Here is a 16,838-nt window from a genome sequence, read left to right on the forward strand (position 1 = left end):
GATACCGGCAGCACCTCCCTGGTGCCGCGCCTTCGCCAGCCAAGCCTCGGCCGCTGGCCTCCCGGGTCGCTTGTCTGGCGTGCGGTGACACAATTAGTGTCGTAACGGTGTAAATAATACGGTCGACGGCACAATGCCGCTCTAGCAGCGCTTCAATGTGGAGCGGGTACGCTCGATGCGACTGATCCTGGCTCGCGAAAACTGACCGCTACGACGTGAGGCGACGTCCCGACGCGAGATGTTTGCCGGCATGACGTCTGCTAGCCGCCCTGGAGCGAGCGGGTTGGCCGGCGAGGCACGTCGCGGCCGACTGGCAGGCCAATCCCGGAGAGAAGGCATCGCGCCTGCGCGAAGCCGCTCTCGGGATAGCGCTCGAAAATCCGGTTGAACTCCTCGACGAGTGCACGGGCACGCTGCGGCACGGGCGCGTCCGGCCCCAGCATCAGGGCAGTCTGTCCAAACTTGACGGGTCCAGCCTTTATCAGGGCACGCAGACGGGAATTCACGCTGTCGCGCCCGAACAGCTCGATTCCGTAAGCACGGATCACGGCGCGCACGATCGCTTCGGCAGCAGGTGTGAGCGGCGGCATGGACTCGACCAGGCGCAGGTGCGGTGAGCGCACATCCGGCGCGGTGAAACGCCCGATATCGTCGATGTCGGCTTCCAGACGCTGCACCGGCAGATCAGCGCTGAAGAGCAGCAGCCGGATGCGTTCGTAAAGCGCGTCTTTGTCGGGATCGATGAATGCGATGTCTGTCATGCTGTTTTCCTCGAAGTGGCTTGAGCCCAGATGGTTCCGCAGGCGCAGCGAACCGGAACCGGATCGACCATGAAATCGCAGGCGTTCACCTCGCGTCCGGACGGCAGTTGCTGACCGGGAGCCAGGTCCGTCGGACATACCGGTCTGAAACGACTGAGCGTTGCTGGATCCATGCGACGGCAAGCTCCAGCGCTTCATCGCGCGCCTCCTGCGGGTTGGCGAACTCCCCATCCACACCGAGCGTGCGCGTTTCGTCGGCCCGGTCGGTGACAATGGCTGCAGCTGTGTAACGGCCGCTCCCGGTGGCGGTGACCACCGGCCGGATCTCGCAGCCGTGATACTCGATGATTTTGTCCACTTTCATAGCACACCTCCGGCAGGGCGCCTCACTCATGCGCAAGCGCCCGCGGCGAAGAGAGTTTCCTGTCATTTCATGTAGCGCATGGCATTCCACATGGCACTGCACGCCTGCCCCCCCCCGTCGGCGCGACCGCGCGCAACCACGACGACTCGTGCCGCCCCGAGATTGCCCGGGAGGCCCCGACAGCCTCGCGACCGCACCTCTCGGCGAGGACGACAAGCCTGGCGTAGCGATCACGCAGCCGTTCAGCCTGACGGCACCACACTATCCGTCGTGATGCCACCAGGCACGGAGCGCGTTTCCGGCCTTGTCCCACCGTCGTTGCCGGCGGTCTCGCGGCTTCGACGCGGTACGTCGCCCGGGTGGAGCGCGTCGAGGAACGCTCTGCCCTTCCCGGTGAGGTACGCGCGGCGCGCGCCCCCGGCGCAATGTTCCAGCATGACCAGCTGGCGTTCGAGCAGCGCGTCGAGTTCCGCGCGATTCATGTCGATCTGGTCCGATGCCTGACTAACCAGCATCAGGGTCGCAAATTCGTGTGGACTGAGCATTTCCTTCTCCCGTAAAACAGGGTCCCGAAAGCAGCGGCTCCCGCAGAAAAACGACACGTAATGCAGGCCGGACAAGGGCCGCACTACCGTGCAGCGCGGTGTTTGTCACGCGAGGAAGCGCGCCGGCGAACCTGTGTCGTTGACACAGCCCGCGTTGATGGCGTGTATCGCGTACTCGACCGCCTCCCGGTGCGCCTCGTAGACGTTTGACCGGTGCTGCGCGTAGCGCGGCAGATGCCAGTCCGCGACCGTGCGCTCCGCGCGCCGGATGCGCACGACGGCCACATACGTATCCCGGCCAGCGGGAGGCAGCGCGCAGTGCCGGACCGGAAATGCACTGGTCTCGATCATGAAGCCCTTCCAGCTTTCGCTGCGTACGTCGTTCATACATTCCTCCGCATGACCGGATTTGCCCTTGTGCTTACGCCTGACTAACGCTCACCTCGATGCGTCGCGGCTTTGCCTCCTCACGACGGGGAATGGTGAGCTTGAGCACCCCGTCGCGCAGCTGCGCATCGATAAGCGAGACGTCAAGTTCAGGGCTGAGCGTGAAGGCGCGCCGGAAGTGCGGGTGGCGCACCTCGCCATGCTGCAGGCGCAGCCCGGAGGGGGTCGGAATCACCGCTTCAGCCTCGATGTTCAGGCTGCCGTCCTGTACTCGCACCTCAAGCTTTTCGCGCGGCACACCCGGCAGGTCCGCGTACAGCGTGATGCCATGGCTGTCCTCGAAGACGTCCACCGCAGGTGCGATCCGGGTGAGCTGCTTCGCAGGTTGCGCACCCTCGCGCGAGGCAATGTCGGCGTGTGACTCACGGGTAGCCAGTTCAGTGCTGTCGTTCATGATGTCCTCCGTGATTCTCATGGTTTAGCCAACGGCTCACTGGACGGTAATGGCGCGCGGCTTCGATGCCTCGGAACGTCCGACGCTGATGATCAGGCAACCGTTCACGTAGCGCGCCTTGACCGTGTCGGGATCGGCGTGCTGCGGCAGTTCAATCACCCGGCGAAAGGCACCCATGAAACGCTCCGTGGCATAGACGCGCGCCTCATCGCCCGGTTCGGGTCCGGGCGGCTTGCGCTCGCCACTGATCGTCAGCACTCCTTTGTCAATCGAGACGTCAATCGCGGCCGGATCGAGTCCTGGCGCGAACGCGACGATCTCGACGCTGTCGTCGGTGCTGCCGATGTTGACGGGAGGAAAGGTTTCGCTGCGCGTGGCGCGCAGGCTCGCGGGAAAGCCGGGAATGAGGCTGGCCATCTGCCGTTGCAGGCGGTCGAATTCGCCCGGCAGACCGGTGCTGAAGAAGAGGTCGCTCATGATGGCTCCTGGAAAACCGGGGCCGACACGGGGACGAACGGAACCACGCGCTCCAGTCCGCCTGCCCGTGGGAAACCCGCCGACAAACAAATCGAAACACGCAGCGCTTGATCGCGACTGCCTGAGCGATGAATAAAATAGCGCAAGGAACGGAAATTTCAAGAGGCTCTGCAACATGTCAACCTAGGAGGCTTCATGGACTTTTTCGACAGGCTTCAGCAGCAGATCGACACCGTGCGCTTGCCGCTCGTTGCTGTCACCGTCACGGCGGCAGCGCAGGTGAATACGCCGCTCATCGCAATATTCCACTGGCACGGATTCCGGCGCTCGACGCCGCTTGTCCTGCCCGGCGTTGAAATCCCGCCACGAGCGGTTCCGGGATCGGCAGTCCAGCTCGATACACCATGGCACAGCTTCGAGACCGTGGATGCCATGCTGCTGGATGCTGCCTGGCAATCCGGTGCGTGGGATGTCGAGCGCGTGGAGCAGCGCGGTTGCAACGTGATCGGCGCCAGCGCTGCCGAAGCGCTTGCATGCCGTCAGGCGTTTGGCGACTACGGAGAGGAGGCCGGACCTGCCCAGCCGCTTCTTGATGACGAGACCGAGCGTCGCGAACTGATGCAGTTCGCTGCGCGCAGGGGCTACGTGCGCTGGCTGTTCCGCCCCGTCAAGGGCGGCCTGTGGCGCACGCTCAATGAGCCGGACGACACCCTCGACGTCGATGGCGGACGTCAGCCGCCCTGTCCCGTGTCGCCTCAGCTGCGCCGACCGGACGGGCGCGGCCGCACCGTTTATCGCCTCGGCAAGGTCCATCGCATCCTCCTGCCGCGCTGAAACAATTTGTTACACAAGGCCGTTTTCACGCTCCCTTGAAGGGCGCGATAAGCGCCTCTATTTCGCTTTCCGCCAGACATTGGCTCGGCTGCTGTGTGGCGCGCTGATGCGCTCCGCTACTCGCAGCCGGATTCCCTTAATTGGTGATCCTCTAATCGCTCAGGAGATGGAAATGCAGATTCGTCCCCTCTACGACCGGGTTATCGTCAAGCGAATCGGAACGCAGCGGACGACGGCCTCGGGCATCGTGATTCCCGACTCAGCGGCAGAAAAACCAGAACAAGGCGAAGTCGTCGCAGTCGGCAGCGGCCGGCCGTTGCAGGATGGCACGCTGCGCGCGCTCCAGCTCAAAGTCGGTGACCAGGTTCTCTTCGGAAAGTACGCAGGCCAGACCGTCAAGGTCGATGGCGAGGAACTGCTCGTCATGCGCGAGGAAGACGTCATGGGCGTCCTTGAGGTCGACGCGGGCGCCGCCCGCAAGGCCGCCTGAAATCCCGTTACGGTCGCGGACGCCCGGCCGGTCGTTCGTGACGCGTTGAGTCAACGACTTTACCCGGAGCAGGAACATGAGTGCAAAAGACGTCAAATTTCACGACAGCGCACGTGCCCGTATCGTCAAGGGCGTGAACGTGCTGGCCGATGCCGTGAAGGTCACGCTCGGACCGAAAGGCCGCAACGTGCTGATCGAGCGCAGTTTCGGCGCGCCGACCATCACCAAGGATGGCGTGTCGGTCGCGAAGGAAATCGAGCTGAAGGACCGCTTCGAGAACATGGGAGCGCAGGTGGTCAAGCAGGTAGCCTCGAAGACCGCGGACGTGGCCGGGGACGGCACCACCACGGCCACGGTGCTGGCGCAGGCCGTCGTGCAGGAAGGCATGAAGTACGTCGCGGCCGGCATGAACCCGATGGACCTCAAACGGGGCATCGACAAGGCCGTGGCCGCCGTGCTCGAGGAGCTGCGTAAGCTCTCGAAGCCGATTTCCACGAACAGGGAGATCGCGCAGGTCGGCTCGATCTCGGCGAACTCCGACGAGGCGATCGGCAAGATCATCGCGGACGCGATGGAGAAGGTCGGCAAGGAAGGCGTGATCACGGTCGAGGACGGCAAGTCGCTCGAGAATGAACTCGATGTGGTCGAGGGCATGCAGTTCGACCGCGGCTACGTGAGCCCTTATTTCATCAACGATCCGGACAGGCAGGCGGCCTATCTGGATGATGCGCTGATCCTGCTCCACGACAAGAAAATCTCGAACATCCGCGACCTGCTGCCCGTGCTCGAGGCGACGTCCAAGGCCGGCAAGCCGCTGCTGATCGTCGCGGAAGATATCGACGGTGAGGCGCTGGCCACGCTCGTGGTCAACGCAATGCGCGGCATCCTGAAAGTCGCCGCCGTCAAGGCACCGGGGTTTGGCGACCGCCGCAAGGCGATGCTTGAGGACATCGCCATCCTCACGGGTGCAACCGTGATCTCCGAGGAAACCGGCATGCAGTTGCAGAAGGCGACACTTGAGGATCTCGGACGTGCGAAGCGCGTCGAAGTGCGCAAGGACGACACGATCATCATCGACGGCGCTGGCGACGGCAAGCGCATCGAGGAACGCGTGAAGTCCATCCGTGCACAAATCCAGGATGCGACGAGCGACTATGACCGCGAGAAACTCCAGGAGCGCGTAGCAAAGCTCGCAGGTGGAGTGGCCGTCATCAAGGTCGGGGCGGCAACCGAGGTGGAGATGAAGGAGAAGAAGGACCGCGTGGACGACGCGCTGCACGCCACACGCGCGGCGGTCGAGGAAGGCATCGTGCCGGGCGGTGGCGTGGCGCTTCTGCGCGCGCGTTCGGCGATAACTAGCCTGAAATGCGCCAACAGGGATCAGGACGCGGGCGCCCAGATCGTGCTGCGCGCGCTCGAAGCGCCGCTGCGCGTGATCGCCGCCAACGCGGGGGACGAGCCTTCCGTGGTCATCGCGAAGGTCCTCGAAGGCAAGGGCAACTTCGGCTACAACGCGGCCACCGGCGAGTATGGCGATCTCGTCGAGGCGGGTGTGGTGGACCCGACCAAGGTAACGCGCACGGCGTTGCAGAACGCGGCCTCGATTGCCGGCCTGATCCTGACGACGGACGCCACGGTTGCCGAAGCACCGAAGGAAGAAAAACCGGCACAGTCCGCTGACACCGCGATCGAGTACTGATCCGGCAGCGTTTCCTGCATGCGCCGGTCTACAGTCGCGACCGGCGCAACCCGTTCGGCGCCGCACGCTGTCTCCGTCATGCGGCGCCGCTTTTTACCGGAGTCAGACATGAAACTTGAACTTCGCATTGACTCAAAGCCGCTCGATATTGAGATCGACGACGTCGTTGCGGGACTGCTGGCCGCTCGCCTGAATCTGCCCGACAGCGAAGATCATCACGCAGCCCTGGAGCGCTATCTCAGCGAGAAAGGCGCACCCTGGATCCTCGACGAAGAGCACATGCGCAGGCGCGTCCTGCGCAGGCTCATTCTGGATATCGCTGACCCGGCACTCGTGATTCGCCATCTCATGGCGGATGAGTGAACGCAGCTGGTCAGTCCCGGTCGGGAGGTATGGCTCGACCAGGTTTTCCATTCGTATAGTTATCCTGCATAATCTGACATCGTGATGTCCGGCCATTCTCGTTTGCCTGCCCGATCACCGGCCAGACTACCCGCTGGCGTGCTCGGCCTGGACTATCTCAAGTTTTTGCAGCTCTCGGCGGGTGATGAGCTTGCCTGTGAAGGATCGTTCGACGATGCAGCGCTGCAGGACGCTATGGCCGCCGTCCTCAGTGGTTCAATGCGCACCGCGCAGCCGGCAATGAAGGTGCGCTTTGATGGCTGCCAGTTCTGGCTTGCCAGTCACTTTCACCGCTATGAGGCGGCCCGACGTCTCGGTGCCCGCCATCAGGAATTCTGGTGCGAGATTCAACCCGGCCCGAAGGACCACACCCTACGATATACGTCGAGAATGCCCGGCGTCATGCGTTTCCGTCGTGATCCTTCCGCCCCGGCTGGCTAACCGCTGTCCATGGCCGGGAAGAACCTGGCGCCGTGGGTGGCGTCGGTGCCCGGTTTCATGTGGGCCGTACTGGATTCGAACCAGTGACCAACGGATTAAAAGTCCGCTGCTCTACCAGCTGAGCTAACAGCCCAGTCCTCTTTTTTGCCCTCCGTCATGGCGCTTGGTACGCGCGCCCTAACCGATATCGATCGTACGATTCGTGGACGGCGCCGGCTCCGTTTTCGGCACGGTCAACGTGAGTACGCCATTGTCGAACTTTGCCAGGGCGCGACCGGGATCGGCGTATTCAGGCATCGGGATCGTGCGCACGAAGCGTCCATGAGCACGCTCCAGCCGGTAGCAGCCGTTTTCCTCACTGTGCACATCCTGCCTTTTCTCACCACGCAGCACGATCGCGCCGTCCTCTACGCTCACCTTCACGTCTTCGCGCTCCATCCCGGGCAGTTCTGCGGTCACGCGCAGCACCGGTCCCTCATCGACGACGTCGATGCGCGGCTGGAAGCGCGATGAACTGAAGTCGCCGAACCATCGTTCGAGCGCGCCACGGCCTGCAAACGGGTCGTGGAAGAACTCCTCCATAGCGCGCCATGGCGCGCGTGAGAACAGTCGCGCAATCTCGGGCAAGGCGGCGTGCCATGGTTCATTTTCGCTAGACGGCGGCCTCTCCGGGCTGTCCGCATCGGACTTGCGCACGGCCCCGCGAAGGAACTTGAAGGGATTCCACTTTTTCGGATCGGAGTTCATCGTTTCTTCCTCTGGTATCTGGCAGGAGAACCGTCTTCTGCTCATGGCGCCGGCGCCCCCGCTTTTTTCCGCTGTCGACGTCTTCAGACTGAGAGTCGGACGCGGCTGCCGCAGCCACCCTGTGCTCCGTAACCGCGAATGTTCCTTTCCAGGCCGCCTGACGGCGCGAGATAGCGTTGCGCTGCGCATGCTGGTGCAGATGCCGGTCGGCCATCACGTTCAATCCTGGCTGTCGGGAACGGCTGGCTTGCCCCGGCCTCTGCTGTCGGCGGGTGGCAGCCGGGCAGCCGCCACCCGGTGTGCTTCCTGCCGTTGCTGCCCACGCGCCGACTTCAGCCCGTACGCACTTCGATCCGCCGCGGGCGCGCCTCGTCACGGCGTGGGATCGTGAGCTTCAGTACGCCGTCCTTCAGATTTGCCTCGATCTTCGATGTGTCGAAGTCCGGGGAGAGCGTGAACGTGCGCGCAAAGCGCGGCTCACGGACCTCGGCATGCTGCAGCCGCAGACTGGCCGGTGTCGGTACAACCGCCTCCGCCTCGATGACGAGACTGCTGTCATGGACCCGCACATCGAGCTTGTCGCGGGTGACGCCAGGAAGGTCGGCCCACAACGTGACGCCCTGGGTGTCCTCATAGATGTCGACGGCGGGCGTAATCGTCATCCGCCGCGCGGCGGGCCCGCTTTCGCTACGCGTGATCGCCGACGGGTCGCGCCTGCTCAGTTCGGTGGTTTCGCTCATTTCCGCCTCCCTGGATTACTGGACGGTGATTGCTCGAGGCTTCGAGGATTCGCGCTTGCCGATAGCGATCGACAGGCAACCATTCTCATAGCGCGCCTGAACCTTGCCGGGGTCTGCGCTCTCCGGCAGCTCGATGACGCGCTGGAACGCGCCAGTGAAGCGCTCCTGCGCATAAACGCGTGTGTCCTCGCCAGTATCCGGTTGGGCCGGCTTGCGCTCACCGCTGATGGTCAGCAGCCCCTTGTCGATCGATACGTCGAGTTCCGCAGCATTGATGCCGGGTGCGAACGCGACAATCTCGATCGAGTCGTCGGTGGCACCAATATTGACCGGCGGGAACGTGCCGAAGCGGCTCGCCCGAAGACTGGAGGGAAAAGTACCGAAGAGGTTCGCCATCTGCCGCTGCATCCGGTCGAACTCGCTGATGAGGTCAGTTCCAAAGTAGAGATCGCTCATGATGCTGTTCTCCTCATGTGATACATGGAGGCGAACGGACCTACGCGCTCCAGTTCGCCTGCCATCTGGCATAACAAATCGAAACACGCAGCGCACGGGGCGTCGGGACACGCGCGTCTGCCTGAGCGAAATCCAAGATAGGAACTGCCACAAAAATTTTCAAGAGGGAAAAATAGCGGTTTGCCCTTGAAAAATTCTTGACAGTTCCTATCATCGCGGCGGAACAATACGGCGAGCGGAGGACATCGTGGAATTCGATACCGACTGGCTGACCTTGGGCCCACACCGCGTTCGGCTGCGCTCGACCAGGGGTTTTCCGACGGAAGCAATGCGCAAGGCGGTGGACGTCATCCGGATTGCGGTCGACAACAACATGAGCGCCCGCGCTCGCATCGTGGAAGTGGACTGACGGCACGAAAAAAGCCATGAAGTCACGATCGGGACGACTGTCGCCAAGGACAAGGTTTGTGCTCCGCAACTCGAAACATTTGTCGCGGGCGTGCTCGGCCTGCCGCCGGACCACATCAACCTGATCGTCATCACGGTGGATCAGTCCGAAGTGGACCTGCATTTTGGTGTGTACGAGCGGATGCTCGCCGAGAAACTGGGCGTGGCGCCGCCGATCCAGTGATCCGGACGACGGGCGGAATGGTCGGGCCGGCAGCCGGAGTGTGCCTCGAGCGTGACCGGAACATGACCCTCGGGGACGGAACTTCGCTACCCGCCCGGCGGAATGAACAGCGTCAACGACGCCGGCTACCTGCGGAGTCCGGCAACGTGCGGGCGAAATCGGGATCGCATGCAAAAATCTCAAGCATACTTCGCGCCGGAACCGGCTGGCTGACAGGACCCGGTGATCTGGCGGACGCCTGCCCCGGGTGCTGCGTCAGCCTTGTGGCCTCAAGTCGACAGGAAAGCGGATTTCGAAGGTCGTGCCTTGCCCCTCGCGGGACTCGAAGTGGATCTCGCCCTCGAGTGCGCGGCACAGCTCCCTGACAATCGCCAGACCCAGACCGGCGCCCGGGATGTCGTCGCCGGCGACCCGCTCGAACTCCCTGAACACGCGCTCCGTGTCGGACGGCGCAATGCCGATACCGGTATCGGCCACACGCATGAACCACTGGCAGTCACCGCATCGCCCGATGACCAGTTCGACTTCCCCTGCGCGGGTATATTTCGTCGCATTCGACAGCAGGTTCAGTGCAACCTGCTTGAGCCTGATGCGGCTCGACTGCACGCGGACCAGTCCGGCATCAAGAGAGGCAGACAGGCGCAGGCCCTTCGCTTCGATCGCCGGCCTAGCCGTCGTGACCAGTTCGTCAAACAGCATGGACAGATCAACCGGCTCGACGCCGATCTGGCTGTTGTCGCCGACGACAACCGAGTATTCCACCATTTCGTCGACCAGCTGCTTCATGTCCTCCGCCTGCCGGGTCGCGAGCGCAAGTCCGGCCTCGGCTCTGGATGGAACGCGCGCAATCAGTTGCAGGTCGATCGAAAAGGCGTTCAGAAAGTTGCGCAGGTCGTGCACGAGGCTGCGCGTGATCTGCATGCGCGACCGGTGCAGTTCACCGACCTCGCGTTGCTGCTCCCTCAGCTCCCGATTGGCGCGCTCCAGCTGGGCTGTGTATTCCGCGATGGTCCGGTCACGCTCGCCGATGACCTCGCGAATCGATGTCACGGTGACAAAACTGAGCGCCTCGTCAATCAGGCGCCGGGCACAGGATTCCTGGTCGCGGGTGAACGTGCCGCCGGACTCCGCGAAGGCCCGCACGCCGTCGTCCAGTGCCTGCCGGAACAGCTCCAGTTCACGCACGAGTTCATCAATGCGGTAACCCTGCTGCCAGCGCACATTCCCGTGCTGCCTCGCATTGCGTTCAATGGCCCGCTCGACCGGCTGGAGATCCTGCTCCTCGAGTGCAGTGCAGATGCCGCTCAGGATCGCGGGCAGATGATCGGCCAGTTGCTCCCAGGTCAGCCGGTCGGCTTCGACAAGGTCGGCATCGGCAGCGACGGCCTGCATCCATCTTTCCGTCAGGCGCGCCTGTTCCCGCCTGAGAAATCCGGCGAGAGAGCGCAGCGTTCCCGTTCGAGAATCGGTCATGATCGATACCCAATGCGTGACATCCTCGCGCGAGTCGCGCGTGCGAGGACACGTTATCGTTCCCTCGTACCGTCTGCGGGTCAGGATTGACCGAGACGGCCATCGGGAACACCGATTTGCTCCGCGTGGCGGAAACAAGTCTAACCGACCAGCAGAATGCCTTCCACTGGCGAGCGTCACTGGACGTCACGAGGGTTGCGCCATGAACAGACGATTGTGTGTCCTGGTCCCAGCAATTGTGATTGCCGGGTTTTGGTCAAAGAACGCCATGCCAGCCAGTTCGCCGCTGCCGACGTTGCCCCTCCAATACGACATCTGGATCACCGGGACAGTTCAGCGCGGCAGCGGGGAGTATGCGCCGGGTGACTACACGACAATCATGCTGGATCGCCCCTGCACCTCACCCTGCAACGACAAGGTGGTGTCCGACATCCTTCTTGGCGAGGGAGGCGAGCCAGCCCACACACTCCCGCTGCCGTACCTGCACCAGCGGGCTGCCGTCAGGGGACGCGTAACCTGCCCCGACTCGGGTATTCAATTTACGCCGCAACCAGACGTCGTATTTCCGGTCTGGTAAAGGCGAGGCAAAGCAGGTGCTGGACGCTGCGATGCGCCAGTCGGGTCGCTGACTTCAAATCCGCCCGTCGACCCGGGCCAATCTCAGGGTTTGCCGGCGGTGCGAGTTGCAATCAGCTAATGTGGGATCGCAACTCGCGGAGCGGGACCACATGAGTGCGCGAACACGTAATGCCCAGAACCTCCCTGTCGTCCGGGTAATCCATCCAGAGCATGCGCGTGAGGAAGATCGGTGGTGAGACGACGTAGCAGCCCCTTTCCTGCATGCCGGACGCGATTGTGCGCCATGCGTTCCAGGTCTGGTCAGGTGCGTGCTCGAAATCGCGATGCAGCCAGTCTCGCGGGTCGACTGTGGGCGGCAAATGGGCAGACATGAAGGCCAGCCATTCGAGCAATCCAAAAGGCGGATAATTTCCCTGACCGCGCGTGAGCGTCCGAATACTGAAGCGTCGCTCCCAGGAAAGTCGCCATCCCAGCAGGGCAATCGCCTGGGCAGGGGTCTTGCCTTCGCACAGCAACAATCCGCATTCCAGCGAATGGCGAACGGAGCCGGCCTCCGGCAGTACAGGCCGCATGGAACGCGCCAGGCTGCGCACACGCTTTTTTCGGATCTTCCTGTAAACGGTGCACAGCGTGATGCATGTGGTCGACGTGTGGCCAGTCGGCTGCCCAGGCGCATCGGGCCTGCGGCCACACTGACGGAGGGGCGTTGACCCGGACGCGCTCGCGCGGCGTTCCGTCGAGCACTACGCAAAGTACAAGGCCCGTCAGAAGTATGCGGGCATACCTCGACATTGCCAAACTGCCGGGTGTGGATCACCCGGTATTCGAGGACAAGCCGGTCAACTACAATCCGCGCGAGGTGTTCATCGCCAGGATTTACGAGGGGCGACGCGAGTACAACGCGTTTCATGCGTACTACCGTGCGCGGGTACAGGCATTGTTCGACGCGGGCGTCTCGCGCACCGTCTACTGCGTCAATGTCGATGCTCTGATCGCCGCGCTGCTTCTGAAGATGCTGTGGCAGCCGCTTGGACGCGGCGACATCAGCGAGACGGATCTCGAAACCGCAGCGTTCACGATCTTTCTATATCCACGCATGCTCCGCTGTGCAGCGGAAATCGGCGATCACCTCAACCGTGGTCGCAATATGGAACACGCGTACACCCGTTTCACTGTGTTGCTTCGTGGCCTGATGGCTGCTATCCGAAGCGCCGCCGGGCGCTGGTTCAACGCTGACGTACGGCGGGCGCAGAGGCGATGCGGATTGATAACCGAAAGACATCAATTGTTCAGAAAATTGCACTTATCGTTTCGGCGACCATGACCCAACATATACGAAATGACAAAGGGCGCATGGCCCCATATTTCAGAATTTCAGGAGACACATCGATGCACCCCTTACCCTCTACCCTTTCGCCGGGGCATTCAAAGGCTGCAGCGGTCTTCCGGGTAACGGCCGGAAACTTTCTGGAGCAGTTCGACTTTTTTCTGTTCGGCTTCTATGCCACACAAATCGCCAACGTCTTTTTTCCCGCCGGAAGCGAATTTGCGTCGTTGATGATGACATTCGCGGTTTTCGGCGCGGGTTTTCTCATGCGCCCGCTGGGCGCCATCGTGCTCGGTGCGTACATCGACGACGTCGGCCGCCGCAAGGGTCTCATCGTCACGCTCTCCATCATGGCAAGCGGCACCATCCTGATTGCGTTCGTACCGGGCTACACGACGATCGGCCTTCTGGCGCCGGTGCTGGTGCTCGTCGGCCGGCTGCTGCAGGGCTTTTCGGCGGGTGCGGAACTGGGCGGCGTATCGGTGTATCTCGCCGAAATGGCTACACCCGGCCGTAAAGGCTTCTTCACGAGCTGGCAGTCCGCAAGCCAGCAGGTAGCGATCGTCGTGGCCGCGGCCCTCGGCTTCGCGTTGAACCAATCGCTGAATGCCGCAGCCATTGCGGCGTGGGGATGGCGGGTTCCCTTCTTCGTCGGCTGCATGATCGTGCCGTTCATCTTCATGCTGCGTCGCAATCTCGAGGAAACGCAGGAATTCAAGGCGCGCCAGCATCGCCCGAGCATGAACGAAGCGTTCCGCACGCTGGTCCAGAACTGGCCCGTCGTGATCGCTGGCATGATGCTCGTCGCAATGACCACCGCGAGCTTCTATCTCATCACGGTGTACGCGCCGACTTTTGGCAAGACGGTCCTCCATTTGAGCACTGCGGACAGTTTGCTCGTGACCCTATGTGTCGCCGTGTCGAACTTCATCTGGCTCCCGGTCGGCGGAGCGCTCTCCGACAGGATCGGCCGCCGGCCGCTTCTCGTCGGCATGACGTTACTTGCCATCGCGACCGCCTACCCGACGCTATCGCTGCTCGCGCACGCACCGAGCTTCCTGAACATGCTGCTCGCGCTCCTGTGGCTCTCGTTCATGTACGGCATCTATAACGGCGCGATGGTCGTCGCGCTCACGGAAGTGATGCCGGTTCAGGTACGCGTCGCAGGCTTCTCGCTCGCCTATAGCCTCGCGACGGCGGTGTTCGGGGGATTCACGCCAGCGATTTCGACAGCGCTCATTCACATGACCGGCGACAAGGCCGCGCCTGGCTACTGGATGAGCTTCGCCGCAGCGTGCGCGCTTCTGGCGACGTTCGCACTCTACCGCAGGCGCGCGGTAACGCTGACGCCGGCGCACTAACGCGAATGTCGTTGTGCGAGCGTCCATTCCCTACTATCTGAGACGACTTCGATCATGAAAAATCTGCTTCTGAAACTATGCGCGACGGCGCTCGTGGCAACGTCGGCTGCGGCGGCCAACGTGCAGGCCGCTGACCTACATGTCATGAGCTCCGGCGGGTTTACCGCGGCGTACAAGGTACTCGGCCCCAGGTTCGCGTCCAAAACGGGCGACACGCTCGACACCGAGCTGGGTCCGTCGATGGGCAAATCGCCTGAAGCGATCCCCAACAGGCTCGCGCGCGGGGAGCCCGCTGACGCCGTCATCATGGTTGGCTATGCACTTGACGAATTGATCAGGGAGGGCAAGGTGATCCCGGGTTCGCGGGTGGAGCTGGCCGATTCGCGAATCGGCGTGGTCGTGCGCGAAGGCGCAGCGAAACCCGATATCAGTTCGGCAGACGGACTCCGGCAGACGCTGCTGCATGCCAAGTCGATCGCGTACTCGGACAGCGCGAGCGGTGTCTACATCGAGCGTGAGCTGTTCCGGAAACTCGGCATCGAGGATCAGGTCAAGTCGAAAGCGAAGATGATTCCGCGAATCCCCGTCGCCTCCGTGGTAGCGAACGGCGACTATGAAATCGGCTTCCAGCAGGTGAGCGAATTGCTGCCTGTCAAGGGCGCGACCTTCGTCGGCAAAATTCCCGAGTCGTTGCAATCGGTGACGCGCTTCGCCGCGGGCATTCCCGTGAACGCGCAGCATCCGAAGGAAGCGAAAGCGCTACTCGATTATCTCGCGTCGCCCGGCGTACAGGCAGAAGTGAAATCGACAGGGCTCGATAGCGTTTCCTCTCACTGAGAACAGCCTCGGGCAACCTCGATGTCACCTTCCCGGGGCATTCTGCGCGGGCTCTTCCGCGCCGTCCGGCGCTACTGCCCCGAGTACCCGCGCGAGACGCGTATGATCGCAGGCACCTTCCCACATCGAAACGAAGATCACTGCGCAGGCGTTGCTGATGACGCTCGTCAGGGCGCGTGCCTCGGACATGAAGCGGTCGATGCCCACCAGCAGCGCCACCCCGGCGACGGGCAGATCGGGAATCACCGTCAGCGTCGCGACGAGCGCGACGAGCCCGCTGCCAGATACGCCGGCCGCGCCCTTCGACGTAAGCAGCATGACCGCGAGCATCGTGGCGATCTGCAGCGCGGAAAGCGGCACGTCGCATGCCTGCGCAATGAACATCGAGGCGAGCGTCAGATAGATCGCAGTCCCGTCGAGATTGAACGAATAGCCCGCGGGCAACACAAGCCCCACTACTCCTTTGTCGCAGCCGAGCGCCTCCAGCTTTGCGATCAGGCGCGGCAGGACCGGCTCCGTCGATGACGTCGCCAGAACGATGAGCAACTCTTCGCGCATGTAGCGCAAGAGCCGCCAAAGCGCGAAACCGTGCAGGCGCGCAAGCGGAGCGAGAATGAGCGCGATGAACAGCGCGCATGCCACGTAGAAGGACACCATCAACATTCCGAGCGAGCCGACCGAGCGGATCCCGAAGCGACCCACCGTGAAAGCCATCGCGCCGAATGCGCCAAGCGGAGCAAGTCGCATGATCATCGCGAGGATGCGGAACAGGATCTGCGCGATGCCGTCGATGAATGCGAGCACCGGCCTGCCCTCGTTCGGATAGGCATTTAGCGCAAAGCCGAACAGCAACGAGAGCAGCAACACTGGCAGCACGTCGCCCTTGTCGAATGCGCCAAGCATCGTCTCGGGGATGAGACTCATCGCGAACGCGACGACGCCGCGCGGATGCGGATCCTTTACATATTGCGCGATGATAGTCACGTCCAGATGGCTGGCGTCGATGTGCATTCCCGCACCCGGTCGCAACACGAAGGCCGTGACGAGTCCGAGCGCGAGCGCTACGGCTGTCAGAAGATAAAACAGCGCAAGCGCCTGAAGAATCGTCCGGCCAATCGCTTTTCCGCTCGCAAGCGAGGTGATCCCCGAGACGATCGTGCAGAAGACGATCGGCGTAATCATCATCCTCACGAGACGAATGAACCCGTCGCTCAAGGGCTTGAGCAGCGGGCCTGCTTGCGGCAAGAAGTGACCGAGCGCCATACCGAGCAACATGGCCAGCACAACCTGCACGTAGAGCAAACGAAGCGGTCTTGCCAACTTCACGATGGCGTCTTCCTGCCCGGCCGCTTTTTCAGCGCCGCATCATTGTCCGATGTATCACCATTTGCGGCGGCGTCGTGCCGCATCTCGACAATCGTTTTGTGGAACTCCTGGGCGGCCGGTGTCAGCGGTCGCCCGCGACGCCTGACGATTCCCACGCGCCGCTTCACGACCGGTTCGACCAGAGGTACGCTCGTGAGGATGTGATGATTGCGTCCCGGCATGGCCATCGATGGCACCGCCGCGACACCGAGGCCCGCCTCGACGAGACCAAGCATAGTTGTGACGTGGCGCGTCTCACAGACGCTCGGCGTACGCGGCGACACAGCCCCGAGCGCCTGGTCGAGCAGCAGCCGGTTGCCGGAAGTCTTGTCCACCGAAACATATTCGTGCTCGTAAAGCTCGTTCCAGGTCACGCGTTTCTTGCGTGCGAGCGGGTGATCGCGGCGGCAAGCGGCGACGAAGCGCTCCTGCAACAGCATCTTGAACTCGACGTCAGGTTCCTGGCTA

21 protein-coding genes, 1 tRNA gene and 2 pseudogenes are annotated in these 16,838 nt (G+C 62.7%); 10 read left to right on the top strand and 14 right to left on the bottom strand.

Features of this window, described 5'->3' with window-relative positions; genetic code table 11:
- Positions 1-260: 260 nt before the first annotated feature.
- The 6 genes from BHE01S_RS31005 to BHE01S_RS31030 all read right to left on the bottom strand — a co-directional run bounded on the left by BHE01S_RS31005 (position 261) and on the right by BHE01S_RS31030 (position 2,988).
- Positions 261-761, bottom strand: a complete 501-nt coding sequence (locus BHE01S_RS31005) for a hypothetical protein (protein ID WP_042270848.1) — start codon at positions 759-761, stop codon at positions 261-263.
- Positions 762-846: 85 nt separating this feature from the next.
- Complete coding sequence (locus tag BHE01S_RS31010; RefSeq protein ID WP_042270854.1) at positions 847-1,125, bottom strand: hypothetical protein; 279 nt, start codon at positions 1,123-1,125, stop codon at positions 847-849.
- Between the two features lie 242 nt (positions 1,126-1,367).
- On the bottom strand, positions 1,368-1,670 hold the full coding sequence (locus BHE01S_RS31015) for a helix-turn-helix domain-containing protein (protein ID WP_042270856.1): 303 nt from the start codon (positions 1,668-1,670) through the stop codon (positions 1,368-1,370).
- Between the two features lie 105 nt (positions 1,671-1,775).
- Positions 1,776-2,057 (bottom strand): hypothetical protein, encoded by a 282-nt coding sequence (locus BHE01S_RS31020; protein ID WP_042270858.1) that lies wholly within the window; start codon positions 2,055-2,057, stop codon positions 1,776-1,778.
- 34 nt (positions 2,058-2,091) lie between these two features.
- On the bottom strand, positions 2,092-2,511 hold the full coding sequence (locus tag BHE01S_RS31025) for an Hsp20/alpha crystallin family protein (RefSeq protein WP_042270892.1): 420 nt from the start codon (positions 2,509-2,511) through the stop codon (positions 2,092-2,094).
- Positions 2,512-2,547: 36 nt separating this feature from the next.
- Positions 2,548-2,988: an Hsp20/alpha crystallin family protein gene (locus BHE01S_RS31030; RefSeq protein ID WP_042270859.1), complete on the bottom strand. Its 441-nt coding sequence runs from the start codon at positions 2,986-2,988 to the stop codon at positions 2,548-2,550.
- A 195-nt stretch (positions 2,989-3,183) separates the two neighbouring features.
- Here BHE01S_RS31030 and BHE01S_RS31035 point away from each other — a divergent pair, with 195 nt between their 5' ends.
- From BHE01S_RS31035 to BHE01S_RS31055, 5 genes are all read left to right on the top strand, one after another.
- Positions 3,184-3,822, top strand: a complete 639-nt coding sequence (locus tag BHE01S_RS31035; RefSeq protein ID WP_042270862.1) for a hypothetical protein — start codon at positions 3,184-3,186, stop codon at positions 3,820-3,822.
- A gap of 172 nt (positions 3,823-3,994) precedes the next feature.
- The gene (locus BHE01S_RS31040) at positions 3,995-4,312 is read left to right on the top strand and encodes a co-chaperone GroES (protein ID WP_042270894.1); all 318 of its coding nucleotides are present in this window, start codon (positions 3,995-3,997) and stop codon (positions 4,310-4,312) included.
- A gap of 76 nt (positions 4,313-4,388) precedes the next feature.
- A complete protein-coding gene (groL, locus tag BHE01S_RS31045; RefSeq protein ID WP_042270864.1) occupies positions 4,389-6,011 on the top strand; it encodes a chaperonin GroEL in 1,623 nt (540 codons plus the stop codon).
- A 108-nt stretch (positions 6,012-6,119) separates the two neighbouring features.
- Positions 6,120-6,374, top strand: coding sequence for a hypothetical protein (locus tag BHE01S_RS31050; protein ID WP_042270866.1), 255 nt, complete (start codon positions 6,120-6,122; stop codon positions 6,372-6,374).
- Positions 6,375-6,458: 84 nt separating this feature from the next.
- On the top strand, positions 6,459-6,854 hold the full coding sequence (locus BHE01S_RS31055) for a hypothetical protein (RefSeq protein WP_157025754.1): 396 nt from the start codon (positions 6,459-6,461) through the stop codon (positions 6,852-6,854).
- A 60-nt stretch (positions 6,855-6,914) separates the two neighbouring features.
- Here the strand turns inward: BHE01S_RS31055 and BHE01S_RS31060 are convergent.
- The 4 genes from BHE01S_RS31060 to BHE01S_RS31075 form a co-directional block, all read right to left on the bottom strand.
- Positions 6,915-6,987 (bottom strand) — tRNA-Lys (locus tag BHE01S_RS31060).
- Between the two features lie 44 nt (positions 6,988-7,031).
- Positions 7,032-7,601 (bottom strand): Hsp20/alpha crystallin family protein, encoded by a 570-nt coding sequence (locus BHE01S_RS31065; RefSeq protein WP_042270870.1) that lies wholly within the window; start codon positions 7,599-7,601, stop codon positions 7,032-7,034.
- A 332-nt stretch (positions 7,602-7,933) separates the two neighbouring features.
- Positions 7,934-8,341 (bottom strand): Hsp20/alpha crystallin family protein, encoded by a 408-nt coding sequence (locus tag BHE01S_RS31070; protein ID WP_042270872.1) that lies wholly within the window; start codon positions 8,339-8,341, stop codon positions 7,934-7,936.
- Between the two features lie 15 nt (positions 8,342-8,356).
- A complete protein-coding gene (locus BHE01S_RS31075; protein WP_042270874.1) occupies positions 8,357-8,797 on the bottom strand; it encodes an Hsp20/alpha crystallin family protein in 441 nt (146 codons plus the stop codon).
- A gap of 247 nt (positions 8,798-9,044) precedes the next feature.
- On the opposite strand from BHE01S_RS31075, the pseudogene BHE01S_RS31080 reads away from it, so the two are divergent.
- A pseudogene (locus tag BHE01S_RS31080) lies at positions 9,045-9,428 on the top strand (hypothetical protein).
- A gap of 255 nt (positions 9,429-9,683) precedes the next feature.
- Here BHE01S_RS31080 and BHE01S_RS31085 read toward each other — a convergent pair.
- Positions 9,684-10,901 (bottom strand): sensor histidine kinase, encoded by a 1,218-nt coding sequence (locus BHE01S_RS31085; protein ID WP_042270876.1) that lies wholly within the window; start codon positions 10,899-10,901, stop codon positions 9,684-9,686.
- A gap of 202 nt (positions 10,902-11,103) precedes the next feature.
- On the opposite strand from BHE01S_RS31085, the gene BHE01S_RS31090 reads away from it, so the two are divergent.
- Complete coding sequence (locus tag BHE01S_RS31090; protein ID WP_042270878.1) at positions 11,104-11,478, top strand: hypothetical protein; 375 nt, start codon at positions 11,104-11,106, stop codon at positions 11,476-11,478.
- Positions 11,479-11,590: 112 nt separating this feature from the next.
- On the opposite strand, the gene BHE01S_RS31095 is transcribed toward BHE01S_RS31090, so the two are convergent.
- The gene (locus tag BHE01S_RS31095) at positions 11,591-12,052 is read right to left on the bottom strand and encodes a hypothetical protein (RefSeq protein WP_174479548.1); all 462 of its coding nucleotides are present in this window, start codon (positions 12,050-12,052) and stop codon (positions 11,591-11,593) included.
- 130 nt (positions 12,053-12,182) lie between these two features.
- On the opposite strand from BHE01S_RS31095, the pseudogene BHE01S_RS31100 reads away from it, so the two are divergent.
- The 3 genes and pseudogenes from BHE01S_RS31100 to BHE01S_RS31110 all read left to right on the top strand — a co-directional run.
- A pseudogene (locus BHE01S_RS31100) lies at positions 12,183-12,673 on the top strand (CoA-binding protein); the annotation flags it as partial.
- 196 nt (positions 12,674-12,869) lie between these two features.
- Entirely contained in the window at positions 12,870-14,168 is a 1,299-nt protein-coding gene (gene tcuC / locus BHE01S_RS31105) for an MFS transporter (protein WP_042270884.1), read from the top strand.
- Between the two features lie 54 nt (positions 14,169-14,222).
- Positions 14,223-15,005: a substrate-binding domain-containing protein gene (locus BHE01S_RS31110; RefSeq protein ID WP_042270886.1), complete on the top strand. Its 783-nt coding sequence runs from the start codon at positions 14,223-14,225 to the stop codon at positions 15,003-15,005.
- Between the two features lie 24 nt (positions 15,006-15,029).
- Here BHE01S_RS31110 and dctA read toward each other — a convergent pair whose 3' ends face one another.
- Both dctA and BHE01S_RS31120 read right to left on the bottom strand, forming a co-directional pair.
- Positions 15,030-16,331: a C4-dicarboxylate transporter DctA gene (gene dctA, locus BHE01S_RS31115; protein WP_042270888.1), complete on the bottom strand. Its 1,302-nt coding sequence runs from the start codon at positions 16,329-16,331 to the stop codon at positions 15,030-15,032.
- On the bottom strand, positions 16,328-16,838 hold a 511-nt coding region (locus tag BHE01S_RS31120; RefSeq protein ID WP_042270890.1), incomplete at its 5' end, for a LysR substrate-binding domain-containing protein. The genes dctA and BHE01S_RS31120, both read right to left, overlap by 4 nt.

Origin of the sequence: Paraburkholderia heleia NBRC 101817 (genome assembly GCF_000739775.1) — a bacterium.
Classification (GTDB): Bacteria; Pseudomonadota; Gammaproteobacteria; order Burkholderiales; family Burkholderiaceae; genus Paraburkholderia; species Paraburkholderia heleia.